Origin of the sequence: Fusibacter paucivorans, from assembly GCF_018390735.1 — a bacterium.
In the GTDB taxonomy this organism is placed as follows: Bacteria; Bacillota; Clostridia; order Peptostreptococcales; family Acidaminobacteraceae; genus Fusibacter; species Fusibacter paucivorans.
This window is the reverse complement of record NZ_JAHBCL010000009.1, coordinates 64,264-86,500: the sequence shown is the minus strand read 5'-3', so window position 1 is coordinate 86,500 and position 22,237 is coordinate 64,264. Positions and strand designations below refer to the sequence as shown.

Annotated in this window: 18 protein-coding genes and 1 riboswitch; of the genes, 17 read left to right on the top strand and 1 reads right to left on the bottom strand. The window is 42.7% G+C overall.

Features of this window, described 5'->3' with window-relative positions; genetic code table 11:
- The first annotated feature begins 14 nt into the window (after positions 1-14).
- The 12 genes from KHM83_RS06615 (at position 15) to KHM83_RS06560 (ending at position 14,864) form a co-directional block, all read left to right on the top strand.
- On the top strand, positions 15-356 hold the full coding sequence (locus KHM83_RS06615; RefSeq protein WP_213236175.1) for a calcium-binding protein: 342 nt from the start codon (positions 15-17) through the stop codon (positions 354-356).
- A 130-nt stretch (positions 357-486) separates the two neighbouring features.
- Positions 487-756 (top strand): hypothetical protein, encoded by a 270-nt coding sequence (locus KHM83_RS06610; RefSeq protein WP_213236174.1) that lies wholly within the window; start codon positions 487-489, stop codon positions 754-756.
- A gap of 79 nt (positions 757-835) precedes the next feature.
- Positions 836-956, top strand: a riboswitch (molybdenum cofactor riboswitch).
- Positions 957-1,026: 70 nt separating this feature from the next.
- Positions 1,027-2,766, top strand: coding sequence for an aldehyde ferredoxin oxidoreductase family protein (locus KHM83_RS06605; RefSeq protein ID WP_213236172.1), 1,740 nt, complete (start codon positions 1,027-1,029; stop codon positions 2,764-2,766).
- A gap of 175 nt (positions 2,767-2,941) precedes the next feature.
- Positions 2,942-3,286: a MoaD/ThiS family protein gene (locus tag KHM83_RS06600; protein WP_213236170.1), complete on the top strand. Its 345-nt coding sequence runs from the start codon at positions 2,942-2,944 to the stop codon at positions 3,284-3,286.
- Positions 3,283-3,507 (top strand): MoaD/ThiS family protein, encoded by a 225-nt coding sequence (locus KHM83_RS06595; protein ID WP_213236169.1) that lies wholly within the window; start codon positions 3,283-3,285, stop codon positions 3,505-3,507. Before KHM83_RS06600 ends, KHM83_RS06595 begins: the two co-directional genes overlap by 4 nt.
- Positions 3,508-4,243: 736 nt before the next feature.
- Positions 4,244-5,620 (top strand): lysine 2,3-aminomutase, encoded by a 1,377-nt coding sequence (kamA, locus tag KHM83_RS06590; protein ID WP_246542914.1) that lies wholly within the window; start codon positions 4,244-4,246, stop codon positions 5,618-5,620.
- Positions 5,617-6,477: a putative beta-lysine N-acetyltransferase gene (gene ablB, locus KHM83_RS06585; protein WP_213236168.1), complete on the top strand. Its 861-nt coding sequence runs from the start codon at positions 5,617-5,619 to the stop codon at positions 6,475-6,477. The genes kamA and ablB overlap by 4 nt, the downstream gene beginning before the upstream one ends.
- A 362-nt stretch (positions 6,478-6,839) precedes the next feature.
- Entirely contained in the window at positions 6,840-8,147 is a 1,308-nt protein-coding gene (locus KHM83_RS06580) for a GGDEF domain-containing protein (protein WP_213236167.1), read from the top strand.
- A gap of 311 nt (positions 8,148-8,458) precedes the next feature.
- Positions 8,459-9,013, top strand: a complete 555-nt coding sequence (locus KHM83_RS06575; RefSeq protein WP_213236166.1) for a TetR/AcrR family transcriptional regulator — start codon at positions 8,459-8,461, stop codon at positions 9,011-9,013.
- 175 nt (positions 9,014-9,188) lie between these two features.
- The gene (locus KHM83_RS06570; RefSeq protein WP_213236165.1) at positions 9,189-11,897 is read left to right on the top strand and encodes a YhgE/Pip domain-containing protein; all 2,709 of its coding nucleotides are present in this window, start codon (positions 9,189-9,191) and stop codon (positions 11,895-11,897) included.
- Positions 11,884-14,025 carry a leucine-rich repeat domain-containing protein gene (locus KHM83_RS06565; protein ID WP_213236163.1) on the top strand — a complete coding sequence of 714 codons (2,142 nt, stop codon included), beginning with the start codon at positions 11,884-11,886 and terminating at the stop codon, positions 14,023-14,025. Before KHM83_RS06570 ends, KHM83_RS06565 begins: the two co-directional genes overlap by 14 nt.
- Before the next feature lie 341 nt (positions 14,026-14,366).
- Entirely contained in the window at positions 14,367-14,864 is a 498-nt protein-coding gene (locus KHM83_RS06560) for a prolyl-tRNA synthetase associated domain-containing protein (protein WP_213236161.1), read from the top strand.
- Positions 14,865-14,981: 117 nt separating this feature from the next.
- Here KHM83_RS06560 and KHM83_RS06555 read toward each other — a convergent pair whose 3' ends face one another.
- Positions 14,982-15,659 (bottom strand): RraA family protein, encoded by a 678-nt coding sequence (locus KHM83_RS06555; protein ID WP_213236160.1) that lies wholly within the window; start codon positions 15,657-15,659, stop codon positions 14,982-14,984.
- Positions 15,660-15,923: 264 nt separating this feature from the next.
- Here KHM83_RS06555 and KHM83_RS06550 point away from each other — a divergent pair, with 264 nt between their 5' ends.
- The 5 genes from KHM83_RS06550 to nikC all read left to right on the top strand — a co-directional run bounded on the left by KHM83_RS06550 (position 15,924) and on the right by nikC (position 22,232).
- Positions 15,924-17,282, top strand: coding sequence for an aminotransferase-like domain-containing protein (locus tag KHM83_RS06550; RefSeq protein WP_213236159.1), 1,359 nt, complete (start codon positions 15,924-15,926; stop codon positions 17,280-17,282).
- Positions 17,283-17,599: 317 nt separating this feature from the next.
- Positions 17,600-18,337, top strand: a complete 738-nt coding sequence (locus KHM83_RS06545; RefSeq protein WP_213236158.1) for a creatininase family protein — start codon at positions 17,600-17,602, stop codon at positions 18,335-18,337.
- Between the two features lie 233 nt (positions 18,338-18,570).
- A complete protein-coding gene (locus tag KHM83_RS06540) occupies positions 18,571-20,136 on the top strand; it encodes an ABC transporter substrate-binding protein (protein ID WP_213236156.1) in 1,566 nt (521 codons plus the stop codon).
- A gap of 250 nt (positions 20,137-20,386) precedes the next feature.
- On the top strand, positions 20,387-21,364 hold the full coding sequence (nikB, locus tag KHM83_RS06535; RefSeq protein ID WP_213236154.1) for a nickel ABC transporter permease: 978 nt from the start codon (positions 20,387-20,389) through the stop codon (positions 21,362-21,364).
- Positions 21,357-22,232, top strand: a complete 876-nt coding sequence (gene nikC / locus KHM83_RS06530; protein ID WP_213236153.1) for a nickel transporter permease — start codon at positions 21,357-21,359, stop codon at positions 22,230-22,232. Before nikB ends, nikC begins: the two co-directional genes overlap by 8 nt.
- Positions 22,233-22,237: the final 5 nt, after the last annotated feature.

The window sequence follows — 22,237 nt, the reverse complement described above, 5'->3', positions numbered from 1 at the left end:
ACACTAGGATGAGTATGGCTGCAACGACACCAGACACCGCTTCAGAAGACAAAATCATCACCGACACCAGCTATATGGATCAAATCTACAAAAGAAATGGTGATGATCTGGTGATTGAAATCTTTAATGATAACAACAGCATTACCATTGATAACTGGTTTGACGGAGAGGCATATCAAGTTGACACCATTATCGCTTCAAATAATAACGTCATGTATAACGAAAACGTTTCGCAGTTAATCCAAGCCATGGCGGCTTATTCGTCAGAAAACGGTATAAGCTGGCAGCAGGCACTAGAAGAAAATCCAGAGGAGGTTCAAAACATCCTGACATCGTACTGGACACACAGCAGTTAAATACTAATTTTCTAAAAGAATATTAAAAAGCAGAAGCGCTGACGAACCTAAAAAATCGTCAGCGTTTTTCATAAATAGTATTTATCACGATCATAACCATTTCGTTTTCATAAGTAGTATGATGGACTTAATGAATTGGGGGAGCATTGTGCTGCCGTTTGTGAGCATACTGCTTACGGCCATTACGATAGGGACGTCCAAACTCATTAAGTACAAATATTGCAAAGATATTCAGTACAATCAAATGATGAAACTTAAAATGTATTTAAACAAGGACTGTGATGCACTCAGAGGTGAAATGCACCATCGAGCAGATGAAATGAAGCAGTCTACAGATCTTCGCATAGTCCAGCACTTTGAACAGCAGCTTAGCGCAAAGATGGCACAGTACAACTTATAAGTTTTGCTTATAAGTCAAATGTCTTTATATCAGAAATTTAAACTTTGCCTTTTTAAGATGCATAAAAAGTGGTATAATTAAAATACAACCAGTCCGAGTTAATGGCTCTAAGGTTTTTTGCTAAGAGCGTTGACCAATGGGTAGAATGGGAAACCAGACTGCCTCCCGTCATTTGGAAAGGATTTGGCGATAACATGCGTTTATTGTTGTTTCGACGTCAATAAATGAGCATTTATTGACAAACTATTTCAAAAGGGAGGCGGTTTTTTTATGGAGCAATTTATCCGTGTCGACATGACGACGCAGCAAGTCACTTCCGGTCCACTACCAGAAAAATACGTGGGACTCGGCGGACGTGCGTTGACTTCTAACTTTGTTAACGACGAAGTGAAGCCAACTTGTCATGCATTAGGCAAGAACAACAAACTCATCTTTGCGCCGGGGCTGCTCAGCGGCACCTCTGCACCGAACTCAGGGAGACTTTCTGTTGGGGCGAAAAGTCCTCTGACCGGTACAATCAAAGAGTGCAACACCGGGGGTCTCTTCTCTCAAAAGATGGCGAAAATGGGCATTAAAGCTTTCGTCGTAGAGGGTAAACCGGCAGACGACAAATTCTATATTATAAAGATTGATATGAACGGCGTTTCCATCGAGGAAGCACCTGAGTCTATTTTAGGCGGGTGCGGCAATTATGAAGCAATTCAAATTTTAAACGAGAAATATGGTGCAAAAGTGGGTATTGCACTGGCTGGGCCGGCAGGCGAACATCGTCTTCCATCGGCAAATATTTCTTTTAAAGATCCGGAAAGCAATATTCGTAGTGCTGGTCGTGGCGGTTTGGGCGCTGTCATGGGATCAAAAAATGTAAAGGCGATTATTATTGACGATGCAGGGGCGAAGCCTGTACCGGTTGCAGATCCTGAAAAATTCAGAGCAGCGGCAAAAATTTTTGCAAGAGCACTTCTCGATCATCCGGTAGCCGGACAAGGGCTTGCAGCATACGGGACAGATGTCCTCGTCAACATTCTCAATGAAGCAGGCGGTTTACCGGCACACAACTTTACAGCCGGCCGCATTGATTACAATGACAACTTCTCAGGTGAAACCATGAATGCACTGATTACAGAGCGCGGTGGTGACGGCAAGGTTTCTCACGGCTGTCACCCGGGCTGTATCATCCGCTGTTCACAGTGGTATCCTGATAAAAAAGGCAAGTACATCACCAGTGGTTTCGAATATGAAACGGTTTGGGGTCTCGGTGCCGATGCAGGCATTAAGGACTTTGACGCCATTGCCTATATTGACCGTGCCATGGACGATGTCGGCGTTGACAGTATTGAAATCGCCGTTGCCGTTGCAACTGCAATGGAAGGTGGTCTGATTCCTTGGGGTGATGGTGAAGGCGTACTTCAAATTGTCAAAGATATGGCAAAACCAACACCATTGGCGCGCATTATTGCAGGTGGCTGTGCCATTGTCGGGAAACTTTGCGGTCTTTATCGAGTACCAGTGGTGAAAGATCAGGCGATTCCGGCTTACGACCCTAGAGCGGTTAAAGGCATTGGCCTTACCTATGCGACGACGCCAATGGGCGCAGACCATACGGCAGGCTACTGCATTTCCGGTAACATCCTTAAAGTCGGCGCTGATATTGATCCGCTGAAAAAAGACGGTCAGATTGAATATGCGAGAGCAATGCAGATCGGAACCGCTGCCGTAGACAGCACTGGCATGTGTCTTTTCGTATACTTTGGGATTGCTGATAATCCGGGCGGCTATCAAGCGTTGATTGACATGATCAATGCACAGTACGGCCTTGAGCTCACAGCAGAAGACGTTGATAAGCTCGGCGAGTCCGTATTAAAGGTTGAGCGTGATTTCAATAAGCGTGCAGGTTTTACCAATGCACATGACAGACTGCCTGAATTTATGGAATATGAACCAATAGAACCGCACAACGTGGTTTGGGATTTCACACCTGAAGAAATTGACGAGGTTTATAATTTCTAAACAGTCTTTAATCACTTTCAGAATCATTTGCAAGCGTTTGGATTGTACTCGAAAAGGGTGTGATGCTATGGGCTTGTAGTGAAGCTGAACATGAATGTTATAATGAATGGATAACGATAAATCGCCGAACTTAAACGTTCGGCGATTTTCGAATAACGGCGAAAAGGAGCATGGCATGAGTAGTGGAACGATTGAGATACGCGGATTTTTACAATTGGATGCCTTTATTCGAAAGCGGTATAAATGTATGCCGCTAATCTTGGAAATTGATGCGCCAATTTCCGGTATCGACCTCGCTAAACAACTGGAAATTCCGTTGGATGAAGTCGAAGTGATTTTTATTAACGGCTTTGTCCATGAAACAGGTGCAATGATTCACCCAGGGGATCGCATGGCCTTTTTGCCGCCGGGATGTCCGGGGCCTTATCGCATTGCCTTGGGTTTTTATGGCAAGAATCAGGATAGCGAAGCGAATTTTAAAATTAAGCCCAAAACCGACGGGGAGGAGGATCTTTCATGACGATTACAGTGAAGCTGTTCGCAACACTGCGGGCATATCACGACAAAATTTTTGATTTAACCATGCCGGAAGCGGTTACAGTCGAAGCAGTCGTTAAGCATTTGGAACTGCCTGCGAACGACATTGCGATTATCATGATTAACGGCAGAGGTGCCAAGATGGACGCAATACTTGAAGAAGGGGATGTGCTGGCATTGTTCCCACCTGTTGGCGGCGGTTGATTGATTAAGATTATAGTGTTATTTAATAAGCAGTTACCAAGTAGGTAACGACTAAAGTTCATGACGATTTGACAGAAGACTTGCAATTTGATAAAATATTGCTAGACGAATGCAACGCACTGTTCATTTTGTGTTGCAGTTCGTGTGTTTTGTGTCTCCTTGGCTGATCGTAATGCTAAGGGATGATTTAAATAAAAACACAATTTTATCACAAGGTGAAGTAACAGCTGTGAGTATCCGGTTTATGAGTTTTCGAGGCCATGTGCCCGATAATAAATTTACCGCTAAGGAGAAAACAACTGTGAAAAATCGTGTTTTAGAACTGGGGTTTGGTTAGGATATGATGTCATGACCTGTGCTATGAAAGTGGTGCAATACACGCGTAAGCGAGGTATAAACGCTCTAACTCTTAAATGAGTTAGGGCGTTTTTTAATCTATAAGAACGTACGATAACAGCGTGCGATTCAAAGCGTACATGAGGAAATGATGCAATTTCCTTACATAAATGAATGACGCAGAGCCCCTTTTTTTAAACTTTTGAAAAAGTTTTTGACAGTCGTTAAAAGCAGATGTCCAATAGTTCGTTCGAAAATGTAAAAATATTGAAATAATGTCGTTTAATTGCTGATAGGCTCGCGCTGATATTTAATAATGGAAATTGATTTGAGACAGTTGTCCAAATCTTATATAAGTGCAAAATAAGCTCACTTTACTGAAATTGCGTCAGCAGATGCAATGTATGGAAGAAAGGATGTGGCAAGAACCATGATAACAACAGGAGAACTGAAAAAGCCTGCAATGAAAAAAGCAGGTGTAAAACAATTATCCGCAAAACAAGCTGTGGCAAAACAATTGGCGGCAAAGCCGTTAAAATCAGTGACAAAACAGCAAAAATGGCGTGATTGGCGCTGGCAGCTTCAAAATCGCATTACGCGTATAGAGGAAGTAGAACGCGCGCTGGATATTACATTTGACGCAACACAAAAGACGGCGCTAACAGAGACAATTGAAAAATTTCCACTGTCGATTACACCTTATTATTTGTCATTGGTTGATTCTAAGCACTATGAAGATGATCCTGTTTTTATGCAGGCATTTCCGCGGACGGCAGAGCTCAATGTCAGCCGTGCAGATATTGAAGACCCTTTACATGAAGACGCCGATAGCCCTGTTGAAGGGATTACCCATCGGTATCCCGATCGCGTACTTTTTCATGTTAGTAACGTCTGTGCGATGTATTGCAGGCACTGTACGCGAAAGCGAAAAGTTGGCGATACCGATTATAATCCTCAAAGATCGGATTATGAAGCGGCATTTGATTATATCGAAAATCATCCGGAAGTTAGAGATGTACTTTTGTCAGGCGGCGATCCTTTTTTATTGGAAAACGAAACCATTGCATATCTGCTGGAAAGACTCAGCCGCATTAAACATGTAGAAGTGATACGAATCGGTACGCGGACACCTGTCGTACTGCCATTTCGCATTACAGATCAACTTGTGAATGTTTTAAAAAAGCATAAGAACTTATGGATCAATACGCATTTTAATCATCCTCAGGAAATAACGCCGGAAGCGGTTGCCGCACTGGACAAACTTTCAGAGGCAGGTATTCCCTTAGGTAATCAATCTGTTTTGCTTGCAGGAATCAACGATTGTCCCGTGTTGATGAAACAATTGGTGCAAAAGCTGACACGACATCGCGTCAGACCGTATTATCTGTATCAGTGCGACCTCTCTGAAGGACTTGAACACTTTAGAACAGATGTTGGTGCCGGCATTGAAATTATGGAGAGCTTGAGAGGACATACCAGTGGATTTGCCGTACCGACTTTCGTCATTGATGCACCCGGCGGCGGCGGTAAAATTCCGGTAATGCCTAATTACCTTATTTCATGGTCTGCCCATAAGGTAATCTTGAGAAATTATGAGGGCGTTATTACAACCTATGAAATGCCGCAGGATTATAAACGTCATCAATGTGACAGCTTCTGTCAAACCAATGCGAAAGCGCATAAGGAGCATCGCGTCGATCCAATTGGCGTCGATCGTCTTTTAAGAGATACCAACGATACCATTACATTAATGCCAATGGAGGTGGTGAGCGAATGAACCCGATCATAGATAGAGAACTTGCGATTGGAGAAAGTAAAATTCAATACGGTGAACATAATGATCGCATTTATGTGATGGAGTACAAGCAAAAGTCAGGTGAGCGCGTACTAAAAACCATTGATCGCCTAATGCAGGAAACAACATACGGAAAAATTATTGCCAAAGTGCCGGCAGAGGCAGAACAGCTCTTTACGGCAAAAGGCTATCGTCGTGAGGCGGAAATTCCCGGCTACTATGAAGGGGTTCGCAAGAGCCTGTTTATGGCAAAATATCCTGACCCGGAAAGACGAAAAGTCGCCAATCGACAGTATCTCGAATCACATTTAAAGCGCTTAAAAGAAATGAAACAAGTCGCACTGAAACCGCTGTCATCGCATTATAAAATGCGTATACTCGAAACGGGCGACATTGATGAAATGGTAACGCTTTACAAACGCGTGTTTGCCTCATATCCATTCCCAATTCACGATCATCAGTTTATAGAACGCACCATGCGTGATGATGTCGTTTATTTTGGTATTTTTTCTGCCGGGGCATTGATTGCGGTCAGTTCCTGTGATATCAACAAGGTGGCGCGTAGTGCGGAAATGACTGATTTTGCAGTAAATCCAGATTTTAGAGGTCTTAAACTCTCTCGGCACCTGTTGGAGGCAATGGAGGTTTACTTAAAAGCAAACGGCATTCAGACGGCGACGACCATTGCACGTGCGGTTTCGCTTCCCATGAATGCAACCTTTGCGAAAGCGGGGTATCGGTTTGGTGGAACACTTTATAACAACACCCATATATCGGGCGAAATTGAATCGATGAATGTTTGGTATAAAAATCTTCGAAGCCGGAAGCGCAGTATATAGTTCAATGTCTTAAAAGATGTGTTTGCGAAGATAGCGTACGAATGGGACTGACAAAAGTGATTTATTTGATCAAGTGAAATTTTGAAGCTAATCGTCGAGGCGCATTGCGGTATCCATAAAACGCGTGAAAGTATTGATTGAAAATTAAAATGATTTGAAAAGTGAGGACGTCTGATGATTCGGGCGTCCTTTACACGTGGGGCTTGCACAATGTCATTTGGTGGGATGCGGTATGTTGCCGGATAAATGGGTATATTAGAAATATTTCAGATAGGGCATTCATTCCGGAAGAAAACGTGGTAGAATTTTAAAAAGACATGTGCTCAGAAGCTTTGTCACACAGTGGAGGATACACGGCGATTATGAAAAAATTAATGAACCGAACGCGTTCGGTATTCATTGCTATTATGGCGCTATCCCTTGTTCTCGGTATATTTGGAATTTACAAGCCGATGAAGGAAGAAGTTGAAACGAACGTGTTAAACAATTTTCAGCTAATATCGTCGACAAAAGCGGCGACTCTGAAAGAGGCGATGAATAAAAGCATTCAAGGGACACGGAGTTTATCCAGTCGTACCATGATTAAACAGGAACTAGTCGCCTACCAGAATGGCGCCATTACTTTTGACGCATTAAAGACGTTTACGCAGGATAAATATGCCGACGGCGTCGGTGCGCTTGAAAATGTTATGTATGCACAGCGCATTGTCGATCAAACCGTGCTTTGTGAAGTTGTAAACGATGGTTATGTCGGCAACACGGTTCCACTGGCAACTGTCAAGGAGGCGTTAGCCTATTATTTAGAAGACCGTGAAGGAAAAACGTGTTTGGAAGTCGTATCCCCCATTATTGAGGATGGGAAAACGATGGGGTATGATCGCGTGGGTTTTTGCCTTAACGATATCGTAGCATTATTAAATCAAGGGAATGTACATTTTGAAATTGGAGAGAGACGAAATGATTTGAATCTTGTTGTAGGGCATGAAAATCTCTATGAAGATGATTTCAATTATTACCAAGTCGTTCAAATTGACGATCAAACAGTGGTTTACAGTTATGCGTCAAAAAAGGAGCTCTTTAAGCGCGTTGAAATGATTACACGGCGCAGTGCTGTCTATGTCGTCGTCGGTTATGGCCTTATGCTCTTGCTCGTCCACTTCAGCATTATCGTTTATGCGAGGCGCCAAATTGAGAAGATATCAGCCGATCGTGATGGCTACAAGATCCGAGCCTATCGTGACAGTTTGACGGATGCGTATTCGAGACTTTATTTTGAAATGTATGTCTCAGAGCATTTGGATGATGCATGTATTCTCTGTATGCTGGATCTCGATCACTTTAAAGCGATTAATGATCAATATGGTCACGCCATTGGCGACGCCGTTTTAAAGACCTTTGTCGAGACGGTTAAGCAATCGATTCAAGAAGATGATTTGGTCATTCGCTACGGCGGTGACGAATTTATTATTATTTTTAAGCAGCTAGATATGGCAGTTGTGACAGAACGCGTTGAACATATTAAAGTCTTGCTGTCGGCAATTCAGACATTTGAATTTGAAATTGACTTTTCATACGGCATCGCAGAAGTTCCCGTGATCAGACAAATTTATGATCAGATCAAAGCGGCTGATCAAGAGATGTATCACGACAAAAGAAAAAAGGCGATTTAGCTCAATGCGAAAGGTCGTAGAGATATTGCAGCAGGGTGTTTTCAATTAGCAAAAGCCGCTAACCAAAATTGGGAGCGGCTTTTTGATGTCATTGCTTCTGCCAAGAAAATTTAAACATAATTTGTAAGTGATCACGTGGAAAGAGTTGCCAAAAAAAAAGAGTTGCCCTATAATAAGCATGAAAGTATGTTTATAACCGAGAAACACAATCACGTGGGAACGAACACGTTTAATGCTTTAGAAGTGATCAAACTGGGTGTTCGAATGGCTTTTTAGGGGATACAAAATCGTTGGGCAGTACGGGGGATGAGATGAATAAAACAAAAAGCAATATACTGATGGCTGCAATCGAAGTCGTATCCAAAAAAGGTTACCATCCTGCAACCATGGATGAAATTGCCAAGGAAGCCAATGTCGCAAAAGGAACGCTTTATTATTATTTTGAGAGCAAGGAATCAATCTTTAACGATATGATTGACAGCGGCATTTCAATGATCCGGGAAGAAATACTCGAAAAAATCAAAGTAACAGAAGATTCGATGCAGCAGTTAAGAATTATTACCCGTGCTATTCTAACCCTCGTCTTTGAACGACGGAATTTGTTTAAAATTATCATTAGCCAGCTCTGGGGCGAAGATATTCGTCAGATCGAATTGCGGAAAAAAATGAACGAAGTCATGGATTTTATCGAAGCGTACATCATCAATTGTGTTGAAGATGGCTATTTTGAAGCAGCGAATACGCGTCTGAAAGCCTTTAATTACTTTGGCGCCATGATGACGACAGCGGTCTATTACTTAAATTTAGAGGAACCCATTGATCATGCTTCGGAAACAATGATTGAGGAAATCTTGTCGCAACTATAATCATAAACAAGGTATTGATTTTGTAAAATAAATATGAACGGATATATAAAAAAGCGTCTATTTGGCTAAAATAGGCGCTTTTCAGCTTTTTTGAAAAAATGATTAATTCTTGACAAGTGCAGTGATGCCACTTAAAATAATACTGACCAGTCAGTACAACATAGGTGGTGATGAATTGAAAGTATTAGACGTCATAAAGGAAGATTATGGCATTTTTAAAAAGGAACTTTACATCAAGGTGATTATTATCGGGATGCTTTTAGTGCCTTTGATCTATGCCGGGATCTACTTAGGCGCGTTTTGGGATCCCTACGGCAAAACAGAAGAACTAGCGATTGCTTTTGTCAATGCTGACATCGGTGTCGAAACCGATGATGGTTATTTAAACATCGGCAGGGATACAGAAGCAAATTTGCGGGCAAACACGGATTTTAAATGGGTGTTTGTCGATGATCGCCAAACGGCACTTGCGGGTGTTGATGCAGGCGACTATTACGCGATGATTGCCATCCCCGAGGATTTTACAAAGTCCATTAATCAAATTGAGGATGGTGAACTCGTACACCCGTCACTGGAATACGTTTCAAATGACAAGAAAAACTTTATTATCAGTATGATCAGCAAAAAGGCAGCTGATAACATTCAAAGTGAAATTAACCAGTCAATATTGGCATCGCTGACAGCATCGCTGACAGATGGACTTGCCAGTGTTCAAGATGGTTTAATTTCAGCAGATAACGGCGCTGTTCAGCTCAATGATGGTCTATTGACTTTGAAGCTGCAAATGCCCAAAGTAACGTCGGGGTTAACGGATTTATCAGAAGGCAGCGAAACATTTGTAGATAAAATGACAGATGCTTCAGATGGTGCGGTGACACTGAAAGATGGGATCTTGACACTGAATGATCAGATACCGGAACTTCAGGACGGGATACAGACACTCTTTGAGGGCAGTGGCATTTTTAAAGACAAGCTTGTGGATGTTGAAGATGGTATTCATCAGATCAATGATGCAGTTAGCGTTCTAGGCGATACAGCACCTCAGCTTCAAGACGGTGTTGATCAATTGGCTGACGGCAGTCAGCAGCTTTCAGATGGGATTGATGATCTCGCAAGCGGTGCCGGGAAACTGGCTTCGGCAGCAGTCGATATCGATGGCGGTGCGGAAGCCATTGATGCGGGTCTTGCCAGTGCAGCAGGCGCCAGTGGCGAGCTGACTGATGCTATGAAAATGTCAGAAGCACTGATGGCGCCGATTTATAATGATTTAAATACAAAAATGACAACCATGACGACGAAGCTGACACAGGCCTATGGCATTGTTGCAACAGAATATACAGGGGCGACACTTCCACCCATACAAAGTGGATTGGGCTCAGTCATGGCGGGAATGGATACTATGTTCGGCACATTAAACGGCAGTGATCCAGATGCGCTATCCGCCATATTGCAGACGACAACACTTGAAAACCTAATTCGCGGCAGCTTAGCGAAATTAAATGGTGGTATTCAAAGTGTCAGAGATGCGCAGGTAAGCGGTGTCTATTTGATGAGCAATGCTAGTCGGACGAATTTAACGACGGCGGTATCATTGTTAAATGATGCCGATGCCATTGTAGCAGCATCTGGGGATTATATTAATCTGGTCGTCGTTGAAGAAATTAACGGACAAGTATTTTCAGGATTAAAATCGCTTGATACAGGCTTAGCGGCACTGAGCGGAGGGGCCAATGATTTAAGCGAGGGAACAAGCGCTTACGTTGAATCGCTGCCCGAGTTTATGGGGGGATTTGATACGTTACAAGAAGGTGCTGATTCGCTTACAGAAGGACTTGAAACCTTCCAAGATAAAATACCGGCGCTTTCAAATGGTATTCAGAACCTCAGCGCGGGAACTGAGACGCTCTCCAACAGTATGCTGAAAATTAACAGTGCTGAAACAGATATACACGATGGTATTACAGAACTATATGAAAGCATGCCCGCTCTTTCAAACGGTGTTGCAGAAATTGCAGACGGCGGCGAAGAACTGGCATCCGGCATGCAAAAGCTCACAGATGCTGCCGGAACACTTAACGATGGCATCGTGATGCTATCCGATCAGATGCCTGATGTTGAAGACGGCATTAATCAGCTTTACGAAGGCAGTGTCCAATTGCATGATGGTCTCGAAAGCGGGATTGCCGATTTAACAGAAAGTACGAAATTTTCGGCGAAGGCCATTCAGGCTTATGCCGATGAAGTCGTTGTGTTGGATGATCAGGATGTTTATCCGGTAGACAATTATGGCCAGAGCTTATCGCCATATTTTGACTCATTGGCATTATGGGTCGGTTCGCTTGTTACTTTTGTCCTGTTAAAGTTCAAAAGACCAAAGGATTACATTGAAGAACCTGCGAAATATGTCTTCGGCAAATACTTGACATTTTTATCCATTAGCGTTGCGCAGTCTCTTGCCTTATCCACTGTGATTCTGCTCATCGGCTTGAGACCGGTTAACATTTTAGGATTTTATGCATTTAATATACTGCTTTCCATTTGTTTTGTAGCAATTCAGCAATTACTGAACTTTACGATGGGCAATGCCGGCAAACTTTTATCGATGGTACTCTTGGTATTGCAGCTGACATCGGCAAACGGAACGTTCCCAGTTGAACTCGAACCGGCATTCTTTCAGGCGATTAGCAAGTTCATGCCGTTCACGTATTCCATTATCGGCCTCAGAGAACTTATCTCAGGTGTTCAATGGCCGCATATGTGGCATGCTATTTTGATGCTGGTGCTGATGGCAATTGTAACCCTTTGTACAACAATGGGCATATATCAGCAAATGGCTAAAAAGCAAAAATCATTTACAAAGGAGGCTCTTAATGAGACGATCTAGAAAAATACTCAGTATGATGCTCATTTGCGTTTTGCTTTTAGGTCAAATTGTTTATGGCAGCGCACAAGCGAGCACGACGGCGAACAATACAACGTCAGATACGTCAGCTGTTAAGTCGGCAGAGAATGCCAATGTAACAACTGACCCGCAAGATCAACAAACGGATCAACAGACCGAACAGCAAGCTAGCCAGCAAACAGATCAAGAAACGACAACGGATGCGAGTACGGCAGCAGAAGTTAAAACGCCTAAAACAGGTGCTGCGATATTTGAAGATAAAGTATTGGCACAATTGACAGCAGAAGCACTCAACATCACAACCGCTCAGCTTTCGGAAGCAACGCTGTCAAAACTGACAAAACTCGATATTGCCAACGAAGGCATTGTCAGTCTGGAAGGGCTGGAATACGCGGTTAACTTAACTGAACTGACAGCAGATCACAACGATATCGAATCGCTGGCACCCCTTGCTGCATTAACCAAACTGCGTATTCTGACACTGGATGATAATAACATTCGCTATCTTGATGATCTTGCTCAAATCAAAACACTTCAGGAATTATCCATCAGTGAAAATGAAATCGGTTCACTGCAAGTGCTCGATGATTTAACAAAATTGACATCGCTTATCGCCAATGACAATGAAATTGATGATTTAACCGTTATCGCTGATTTGACGGCACTGACAAATTTGGAACTCGACGACAATACACTGGATACACTGGAAGGCATTGAAAAGTTTGAAGATATTGAAACCCTTTCATTTTGCAACAATTTGGTAACGGATTTGACGCCGCTTAAAGATCTAGATAATCTCAAACAGGTGTCCCTTGACGGTAACCCACTGGCATCACTTGCAGTGTTTGCGGATATGGATAATCTCGAATGGGTATCCATTGACGGCGATCGTCTCAAGACATCTTCTGAGTACAAGCAGTTTAAAAATAGAGGGCTAGACGTTGTCGTCATTGAAGACCCTGTTCTCGAGAGAGCTTTGAGAGACGAGACGGACAAATGGGAAGGCGATTTATTAAAACAGGATTTAAAACATATTCAATATCTAAATTTGTGGGGAAAGAAAATTTCATCGCTTAAGGGGATTGAGGCATTAAAAGATTTAAAAATATTAAATCTCGGTCATACAGAAGTGAAAGATCTTTCGATGCTTCGTCGATTGTCAAAATTAGAAGCGCTCTACCTCGATGGTGTTAAAGTTGAAAATCTCAGTGTGCTCTCGGGACTTTCAAAACTCAAGACGCTTTCAATCAGCGATGCAGGCCCGTTTGACATTGCACCGATTAATCAGTGTTCAGCACTTGAAACCTTGGAACTCAAGTCGTGCGGTATCCAGGATATCAGCGGCCTCAATGCCCTCTATCATTTAACATCGCTGAATCTCAGCGATAACGCGATTAAGGATATTAGCGTCCTAAGTACTTACCGACATCTTGAAAGCTTGGACATCAGTAAGAATGACGTCTCAGATCTAACGGCGCTTACAAATTTAAAATCGCTTGAGGTTTTGACGCTCAATGAAAATGTCATTACATCACTTGAGCCTCTGTCAGCGATGACAGAGATGCGCCTGTTGCTCGCGAGAGATAACCATCTGTCATCTCTGAATGGCATTGGCGCGATGACATCACTCAAAACACTGGTGGCTGATTCCAATGACATTTCAGATCTTAAGGCACTGGCGGGACTTGACCGTTTAGAAACACTGAGCCTTTCAAAAAATGCTATCCATGAGCTTTCAAGCCTTGACAGCTTAAGCAGACTTAGAACTTTGAACCTTTATGAAAACGCCATTGCATCAGTTTCAGGCCTTCAGTCGTTGACATTCCTCGAAACGCTCTATTTAGATAAAAACGACATTGCCGATATTTCATCACTGGCCAGCTTAAAATACTTGGCGACGCTTTCACTTGGCAGCAATGCCATTGCAGATGCTTCACCACTGGCACAGCTTCGGTACTTAAAGGATCTTGATCTATCGGATAACAATCTCGTTGACATTGCGGCACTGACAGCGCTGCCATATCTCGAGACCGTTAGTCTCAGGGACAACGATATCCCTGACTATGTGCTTGAAAGTGCTTTTCCGGAAAGTGTTGATGTGACAAAATAAGCATTAGGTGAATTTTTCAAGTTTTAAAAAACTTTTGCAACAATGAAATGATGATAAGTCAAACACCCCGCGGCAATGCTGCGGGGTGTTTGGCTTAATATGGAATGCGGTTTTTCAAATCTGCCTCAGGAAACGGGTTATATGCACAGCAAAGCTGTATCGTCACCAGTCCAGCTTTGTGATACAATTATCTGATACCGATGATACGGTTAGAGCCAAGTGCAGGTTTGATAAAAAGATAGCGTTTGATGGTAAGGTCGATCTGAGTGCAGGGCTCCATCAATTTGATAATGTATGGATGATTGAAGAAAAACCCGAGCAGCAGAAAAGAGGGCGTAAATATGAACGATTCACAGCAGTCAAAAGTATACCAAACGTTAACCGCAATGCAGATCGCATATGAAGCCATTGAGCACCCTGCTGTTTATACAATAGAAGAAATGGAGCAGCTAAACTTGCCTGATGCCGATGCGATTGTAAAAAACCTCTTTATTAGAGATGATAAAAAACGGCATTATTATCTGGTTGTGCTGCAAAAGGAAAAAAGGGTGAACCTAAAGGAACTTAGAACGAAACTGGCGAGCAGACCGCTCACTTTTGCATCTGAAACGGATTTAATGGATAAGCTGGGACTTTTGAAAGGCGCGGTGACACCGCTAGGGATTATCAACGACAGCAACCATGAAGTCATCATTGTTCTCGATAAGGCAATTCTGGCGTTTGACCGTGTTGGCATTCATCCCAATGACAATACGGCGACTGTATTAATGGCACCGTCAGCACTTGTAAAGTATATCGAAGCGCTTGGCAATCCGCTGAGCTATATCGACATTGTATAGCGGATAGAGGACTGCAAAAAAAGCAATCGCCGGTATTCGGATATAGAAGGGGTAGAATCCGATACCGGCGATTTCTTAAAACAGGATAAATAGAAGGTATGTTTCAAAATATAAGTGCTATTTTGCAGAATTTTTCTGTTGTTGTCTTGCTTCAAAATAAGCTTCAACTTTGACTTCGCTGTCAAAGGGCTTATTTCTAAAATCGGTTTCTGACATTTTGCCGAACATTTCCTTTTCGCGTGCAGTCGCCGCTTCGGCCTGTTCTAAAAGTGTTAAAAAACGTTCTGGTGGAATGACGATAATGCCATCTAAGTCGCCAAAGATGATATCGCCGGGATTTATAGTGACGCCGCCGCAAGTTATGGGAACATTGTAATCGCCGTTAACTTCGCCGAATCGTCCTGTTGTCGTCACAGGCGAAATGCCAGTGGAAAAGATGGGGAAGTCAAAATTGCGAATACCGATTGTATCGGTGCTCGGACCATCAATGACAATACCGCCAAGCTTTAATTGACTTGCAATACGGGTGACGCCTTCGCCAACGCAGGCGAACTGATTATCTCCGCATCTGTCGACAACGATGACGGACCCCTCTGGTGCGCGTCGCAGGGCATAAAACAGCATTGCGGAATTACGGCCGCTGAATGTTACGGGAAATGCCGGGCCAATGAGTTTAAAATGATCTGCGACGGGTTTGATGTTTAAGTTCATGAATCCGTCTTCAATATAGTGCCCAATAAGTGCCGGATCCACTTTCATCGCCCTGGCGGCGATTGCTTCTGACCATGTCATCATAAAATACCTCAATATTTAAATAGTGATTGCGGATTGCCCGCATGTATGACGATGCCGCTGTTGGCGGCGTTTATTTCATTTAAATAAATCGTGTGAAAAACATAAAGTGTGTGAAGCACTCTGTATTTAAGCCAATTATATTGAATTCGGGGGAGGCTTACAATATAATAAATATAGGATTGTCCTAGTACACTTATGTGAAAGGGACATCGGGAATGTGCTCATAACGCAGTGAGGGATTTGAAAGGCGCGGGGGTTGGAAACATGTATAAATACGAGACGATTACCAAGTATATCAAGACACAAATTGAACAGGGAAACTATAAGCCGGGGGCTCGCATTCCCTCCATCCGAGTTCTTTCGGATCAGTTTAAATGCGGCAAGGAAACCGTGCAAAAAGCACTGGTTACACTGGAGCGCCAACATCTGCTCTATGCCAAGCCCCAAAGCGGCTATTACGTTATAGAAAATCCTGCATCGGATGCGGCAAATCAAGAAAATATGATCTTTGCCTCAACCAGTTATCCCAATATTGAACGTTTTCCCTATGCTGACTTTCAGCACTGCGTGATACAGGCGATTAACTCCTATAAGGAAAATCAGTTTTATTATACAAAAGCTTGGGGGCTGCCTTCACTTTTGCAGACCATCAAGCTGCGGCTTGAGGAAGATCAGATTTTTGCTAAACTCAGTAATATTTTTATGACAACGGGTGCCCAACAGGCAATTGATTTATTGACGAAGATGCCGTTTCCAAATGGCAATAAAACAATCCTTGCAGAACAGCCCACTTACTTTGGCGCTTTAAAAGCCTTTGAACTAAATTTTATGCCGGTTATTGGAATCAATCGCGGCTTAAATGGCATTGATCTCAATGAAATGGAGACGATTTATAAAAAAAATAAAATTAAGTTTTTCTATACATCCTCGAGATTTCATAATCCCATTGGTTATTCTTATACGCGACAGGAAATCCTCGACATGCTCTATCTGGCTGAAAAATACAATGTCTATATTGTCGAAGACGACTGCATGGCAGATTTTATCGAATCGCCAAAGGATTTGTCAATGTTCTCCTATGATGTCAATGAACGCGTGGTGCATATCAACAGTTTTTCTAAGATTCTCTTCCCGGGACTGAGACTTTCTTCAATTGTCTTGCCGACGTCTTTAGTCGATACGTTTTATGACTATAAGCAATGGGCCGATAGCAATAGCGCCATTATTTCACAGGGAGGTCTTGACATCTACATCAAGAGCGGACTGTTTAAGATTCACAAAGAAAAAATGAAGGCGCTCTATGCCAGCCGCATGTCGCATCTAATCAAAACGCTTGAAGCCAACACTTTTGAAGGCATGCAGTTCAGTAAGCCAAAAGGCGGCTATTTTCTTTGTCTCTATATTGAAAATGGGACTCGATTTGATACCATTATGGAAACGCTTGAATCCATGCATATTAAGCTCGTCGATATCCGTGTTTGCTTTCTCAAAGAATTTGCCAATACCAAGGTGATTAGGCTCAGTGTCAGCAAAATGGACAATGAAACCATTGATTATGCCGTGCCGAAGATCCTCGACGTCATTAAGCGCAATACATTACCCTCAAGATGCTGTAGAGAATGATGAATACGGCAAAGAACACACAAATAACGCGGCAGCTGTTTGAGCAGCTGAGGCCAATGTCGAAAAACTAGGAAGATTATGGCATAATATCAGGTTATTAACATGAATGGGAGAGGTATTTGACCTCTCTCTTTATTTTCAAAACAGCGACAGCTGAGACAAATACGGCACAGTCGAGATTGTACTAGGACAATCATATGAAATATGAGTTGAGAAGCACATGGCAATTTCATATAATTAAACAAAACATAAAGTGTGAACATTCTGTAAATGAAAGGAGGTTATTGAGAACATCGTCAAGTATGATGGAGGCATTTATGAAAACAACAATAAGAGATATGAGTTGGACAGAATTTGACGAATATGTCAAATCATCACCTCTGGTGATTATTCCCACAGGTGCAGTCGAAGTTTATGGGCCGCATATGCCCTTAGGCAGCGATATTATCGTCGTAGAGGAAGTTGCCAAACGTTTATCAGAGGCAACGGGTGCATTGATCGCACCGAGTATGAGTGTTGGCGAAAGCAGAGTTCTCGCAAAATTTCCTGGAACGCTTACCGTTGACGAAGCACATTTTAGAGGTTATCTCGAAGATGTTTGTGAAAGTCTGCGGAGCTGGGGCATTACAAAGTTCCTCTTTATTACAGGACATGCAGGGAACGTACCGATGGTGAGCAGTATCTGCAAAGCTTACAAGCTGAGCCATCCAGAGATCAAGACAGCACAGATTGACTGGTGGCGCTTTGTAGGCGCTAACAGCGGAGATGCTTTAGAACATCAAGGATACATGGCGCATGGACATGCAAGCGAGTGTGCAACGTCAATCATGTTGCATATAAGACCAGAACTCGTGAATATGGATGCAGCGGTCAAATTCGAAATACCAGAAGATCAAGCAAATCAGTTCCCGGATATTTTGCAGTATTTTACCATTGATGAAAAGACGAAAACCGGAACTGTTGGAGATGGTACAATAGCGACTGCAGAAAAAGGCGAAAAGATTATTGCCAATTGCATTAAGCGACTTGAAGCATTTGTCAGTGACTATTATTGATAACGATGCTAAAGTTTAAACCATCGCGTAACATACGCTGAATAAAGATAGAGCCAAAAGAGAAGTCAGCCGTATGATTTTAATTTAACGTGAAACACAAAAGCGCTTTCAGGTACCATTGGATACCGGAAACACATCATAAAAGACAGAAGGCAACAACCGTTGGCTAACCTGGCTCAGGTGCACAGCACCGAGGTCAGCAAATATATTATGATTAAAAAGGGGAGAAAAACATGAATAAGATTTACAAACTACTCATTGGCTTACTCGTGATCAGTATGGTGCTCAGTGGCTGTGGCGGTTCTAAAACCGAAGCGCCGGCAGAATCATCTTCATCATCTTCATCATCTTCATCATCGAGTTCAGCAGAAGCGACGACAGAAACGACTTTTAAAGACACACTTGTCATTGCACACCATGAAGAACCGGCAACGTTGGACCCGCAATATTCCAACATGATTTCATGGTTTGTTATTGAAAAAAATATTTTTAATCCTTTGATTGATTACATCGATGAAAAATATGTACCCGTCTTGGCAACATCTTGGGAGAATATAGACGATACACATATTCGCTTTCACTTAAGAGATGATGTACTCTTCCAAAATGGCGAAAAAATGACAGCTGATGATGTTTATTTTACATTTAAACGTGCGCTGGAATCACCAAAAAGTGCTTCAACCTTCAAAACATTGGATATAGAAAATACAAAAGTAATCGATGACTACACGATTGAGTTTGCATTGAATATGCCTGATGAAGCTTTCTTTAATTCCATTACCAGCGGCCGTGGCAATATCGTGTCAAAAAAAGCAGTTGAAGAAATGGGAGAAGCAGAATTTGCAAGAAACCCTATCGGAACAGGTCCTTACATGGTTTCGGAATGGATTTCGGGAACACAAATTAAATTAGTTGCTTTTGACGGTTATTTTAATGGTGTTGCAAAAACGCCGAATCTTGTTTACAAATTTATACCAGAAGCTTCCAACCGCGTGATTGAACTTGAAACAGGCGATGTTGATGTGGCGTTAAACCTTGCATCAAGTGACATCGCACGTGTTCGCGATATGGAAAATGCCGATATCGTCATGGTGCCGTCATACCGCTATACGACGCTTACCATGAGCATGAAAGACGAAGTTTTAAAAGACAAACGCATTCGTCAAGCACTGGCTTATGCCATTGACAAGCCGCTGCTCGTCGACGTTATTTACGGTGAGTCAGCTGATGCGTTAAATGGTGTTATGCCGACAAATGCCATTGGCTTCAAAGAAATGGAACCGACTGAATACAACCCTGAAAAAGCAAAACAACTTTTAGCAGAAGCGGGTTATGAAAACGGTTTAATTTTAGAGTTCCAAGTTGATCCAGGTTCTGAATACCTTGATATTGCCGAAATCATCCAAAGTATGTGGCAAGATGTCGGCGTTACAGCTAATATTATTACGATGGATAGACCATCTTACCTTGCACAGGGCAATGAATATCAAATTTCTGTCCGTGCCGGGAATGCGAATCATCCATCCAATATTCTTATTATCTATGATTCAGCCTTTGGCGATCGCATTCAGCCAAATGACGATTATATTGACAGTGCATTAAATGAATTTAGACAAATTTATGACGATGCAGATCGTAAAGTGGTACTCGATGAACTTCAAGATTACTTGTGGGATATTAAATACACGATTCCACTGGCACATACGAAAACGATCTATGGTCTTTCCAATAATATTGGAAACTTTGTACCTGATCCGCTTGGATTGGTAGACTGGTCAATTGTTACCGTAACAGAATAACGAATTGCGAAGAAAGCGTTAGAAGTGTTGCGAGGCGTAAAAGTACTAAAATTGCTTCGCAACTCTTTTTTCACCCTTTTGCAGCGTAAAACACTTCAAAAATGGAGCATAACCCTATTATTTTACAATAATATCACTTAAAATAACTTAATAATGAACTCCATGATTTAGAGACATCGTTTGACTGCCGTGTATTTAGCGGAATAGTTATTTGCGATGACACCCAAAGAAATATTGAAAGAAGGACACTATGCTTAGGTTTTTATTTAGGCGCATATTAATGATGATTCCAGTATTGCTTGGCGTTTCATTTGTCGTATTCTTCATGAGCTATTTCACACCGGGTGACCCTGCGGTGATGATTTTAGGCGACATGGCAACACAGGAAGATATTCAAATGATGCATGAGCAGCTTAAACTCGATGAGCCATTTCTGGTTCAATACGTTAATTATGTGAAAAATATCGTCACAAAAGGTGACTTTGGCACTTCTTATACGACAAAACAGCCTGTTTTAGATGAGCTTTTGGTTCGTTTTCCAAATACATTTAAACTCGCAGGATTGAGCGTTATTTTATCTGTTATCATTGGTATTACCGTCGGCATTGTCTCTGCCACGCGGCAGTATTCTATTTTAGATAATGTTGCGACGGCGATTTCCTTTATTGGTGTTTCGATGCCGAACTTTTGGCAAGGAATGATGCTGATCATCGTGTTCTCCGTATGGCTCGGTTGGTTGCCGCCATCCGGCTTCTCGACGCCCATGCACTGGATATTGCCGGCAGTTACCATTGGGACGAGTTCGGCGGCACAGATTATGCGAATGACGCGCTCCAGTATGCTGGAGGTTATTCGTCAGGACTATATCCGAACAGCACGGGCAAAAGGGCAGTCCGAACGCATTGTTATATGGCGGCATGCACTGAAAAATGCACTGATCCCCATTATTACCGTAGTCGGTCTTTCTTTTGGGAGACTGCTCGGCGGAGCAGTACTCACAGAGAGCATTTTCTCCATAGCCGGCATTGGTAAGCTAATGGTAGACGCGATTAATATGCGGAACTATCCATTGGTTCAGGGCGGTGTCTTGTTTATTGCCATTGTCATGTCGGTGGTAAACTTAATTGTAGACGTGCTCTATGCATACGTCGACCCAAGAATTAGAACACAATTTACAACCAATAGTATTCGTAAGAAAATAAGACTGGGGGAGGTAGGCGATGAGTGAAAAAACTGTAGCGATAAAGAGCAGAAACAGCGGTATGATGCGAGACGCCCTCGTACGCCTGCTAAGAAATAAAGCGGCAATCCTCGGTTTGGTGATTATCATTGTACTGATCCTGTCAGCGATTTTTGCAGATATTGTTTCACCATTTAGTTATGATGAACAGGATCTCAGACAGCGTTTTATGGCACCGAGTGCAGAACATTACTTCGGCACAGATGAATACGGCAGAGATATCTTTTCGAGAATTGTTTACGGCAGCAGAACGTCGTTGCTCGTCGGTGCAATTTCCGTCACGATCTCCAGCGGTATTGGAACCATTCTCGGTGCGATTTCAGGTTATTACGGCAATCGCGTGGACAATATTATCATGCGGCTGATTGATGTCATGTTAGCCATTCCCAATATTTTGCTGGCAATTTCCATTGCAGCAACACTTGGCCCTGGGATTGTCAACGTCATGATCGCCGTGGGAATTAGTTCAGTGCCCGGCTATGCTCGGCTGGTTCGCGCTTCGGTTATGTCACTGAGAGACCAAGAATTTATTGAGGCTGCACGATCGATAGGGGCGAATGATGCGCGGATTATTTTAAGGCATATTTTGCCAAACTGTTTAGCGCCAATTATCGTTCAAGCGACAATGAGTATTGCGATTGCAATCCTTTCAGCAGCGGCGCTCAGTTTCTTGGGACTTGGTGTCCAGCCGCCGATGGCTGAATGGGGCTCAATGCTTTCCAACGGACGTGCTTATATTCGAGATTATTGGTGGGTTGTCACATTCCCAGGTGTCGCAATTATGTCGACCGTGTTTGCCTTCAACTTATTTGGAGACGGTCTGCGAGATGCACTCGATCCTAGATTAAAACAGTAGGTGGA

Excerpts from the sequence above, each read along its gene's own strand:
- KHM83_RS06550 (WP_213236159.1), top strand. The coding sequence starts at position 15,924 with ATGTATAAATACGAGACGATTACCAAGTATATCAAGACACAAATTGAA.
- nikB (WP_213236154.1), top strand. The coding sequence starts at position 20,387 with ATGCTTAGGTTTTTATTTAGGCGCATATTAATGATGATTCCAGTATTG.
- KHM83_RS06580 (WP_213236167.1), top strand. The coding sequence starts at position 6,840 with ATGAAAAAATTAATGAACCGAACGCGTTCGGTATTCATTGCTATTATG.
- KHM83_RS06610 (WP_213236174.1), top strand. The coding sequence starts at position 487 with ATGAATTGGGGGAGCATTGTGCTGCCGTTTGTGAGCATACTGCTTACG.
- KHM83_RS06605 (WP_213236172.1), top strand. The coding sequence starts at position 1,027 with ATGGAGCAATTTATCCGTGTCGACATGACGACGCAGCAAGTCACTTCC.
- kamA (WP_246542914.1), top strand. The coding sequence starts at position 4,244 with ATGTATGGAAGAAAGGATGTGGCAAGAACCATGATAACAACAGGAGAA.
- KHM83_RS06575 (WP_213236166.1), top strand. The coding sequence starts at position 8,459 with ATGAATAAAACAAAAAGCAATATACTGATGGCTGCAATCGAAGTCGTA.
- KHM83_RS06540 (WP_213236156.1), top strand. The coding sequence starts at position 18,571 with ATGAATAAGATTTACAAACTACTCATTGGCTTACTCGTGATCAGTATG.
- KHM83_RS06595 (WP_213236169.1), top strand. The coding sequence starts at position 3,283 with ATGACGATTACAGTGAAGCTGTTCGCAACACTGCGGGCATATCACGAC.
- KHM83_RS06600 (WP_213236170.1), top strand. The coding sequence starts at position 2,942 with ATGAGTAGTGGAACGATTGAGATACGCGGATTTTTACAATTGGATGCC.
- ablB (WP_213236168.1), top strand. The coding sequence starts at position 5,617 with ATGAACCCGATCATAGATAGAGAACTTGCGATTGGAGAAAGTAAAATT.
- nikC (WP_213236153.1), top strand. The coding sequence starts at position 21,357 with ATGAGTGAAAAAACTGTAGCGATAAAGAGCAGAAACAGCGGTATGATG.
- KHM83_RS06545 (WP_213236158.1), top strand. The coding sequence starts at position 17,600 with ATGAAAACAACAATAAGAGATATGAGTTGGACAGAATTTGACGAATAT.
- KHM83_RS06565 (WP_213236163.1), top strand. The coding sequence starts at position 11,884 with ATGAGACGATCTAGAAAAATACTCAGTATGATGCTCATTTGCGTTTTG.
- KHM83_RS06555 (WP_213236160.1), bottom strand. The coding sequence starts at position 15,659 with ATGATGACATGGTCAGAAGCAATCGCCGCCAGGGCGATGAAAGTGGAT.
- KHM83_RS06615 (WP_213236175.1), top strand. The coding sequence starts at position 15 with ATGGCTGCAACGACACCAGACACCGCTTCAGAAGACAAAATCATCACC.
- KHM83_RS06560 (WP_213236161.1), top strand. The coding sequence starts at position 14,367 with ATGAACGATTCACAGCAGTCAAAAGTATACCAAACGTTAACCGCAATG.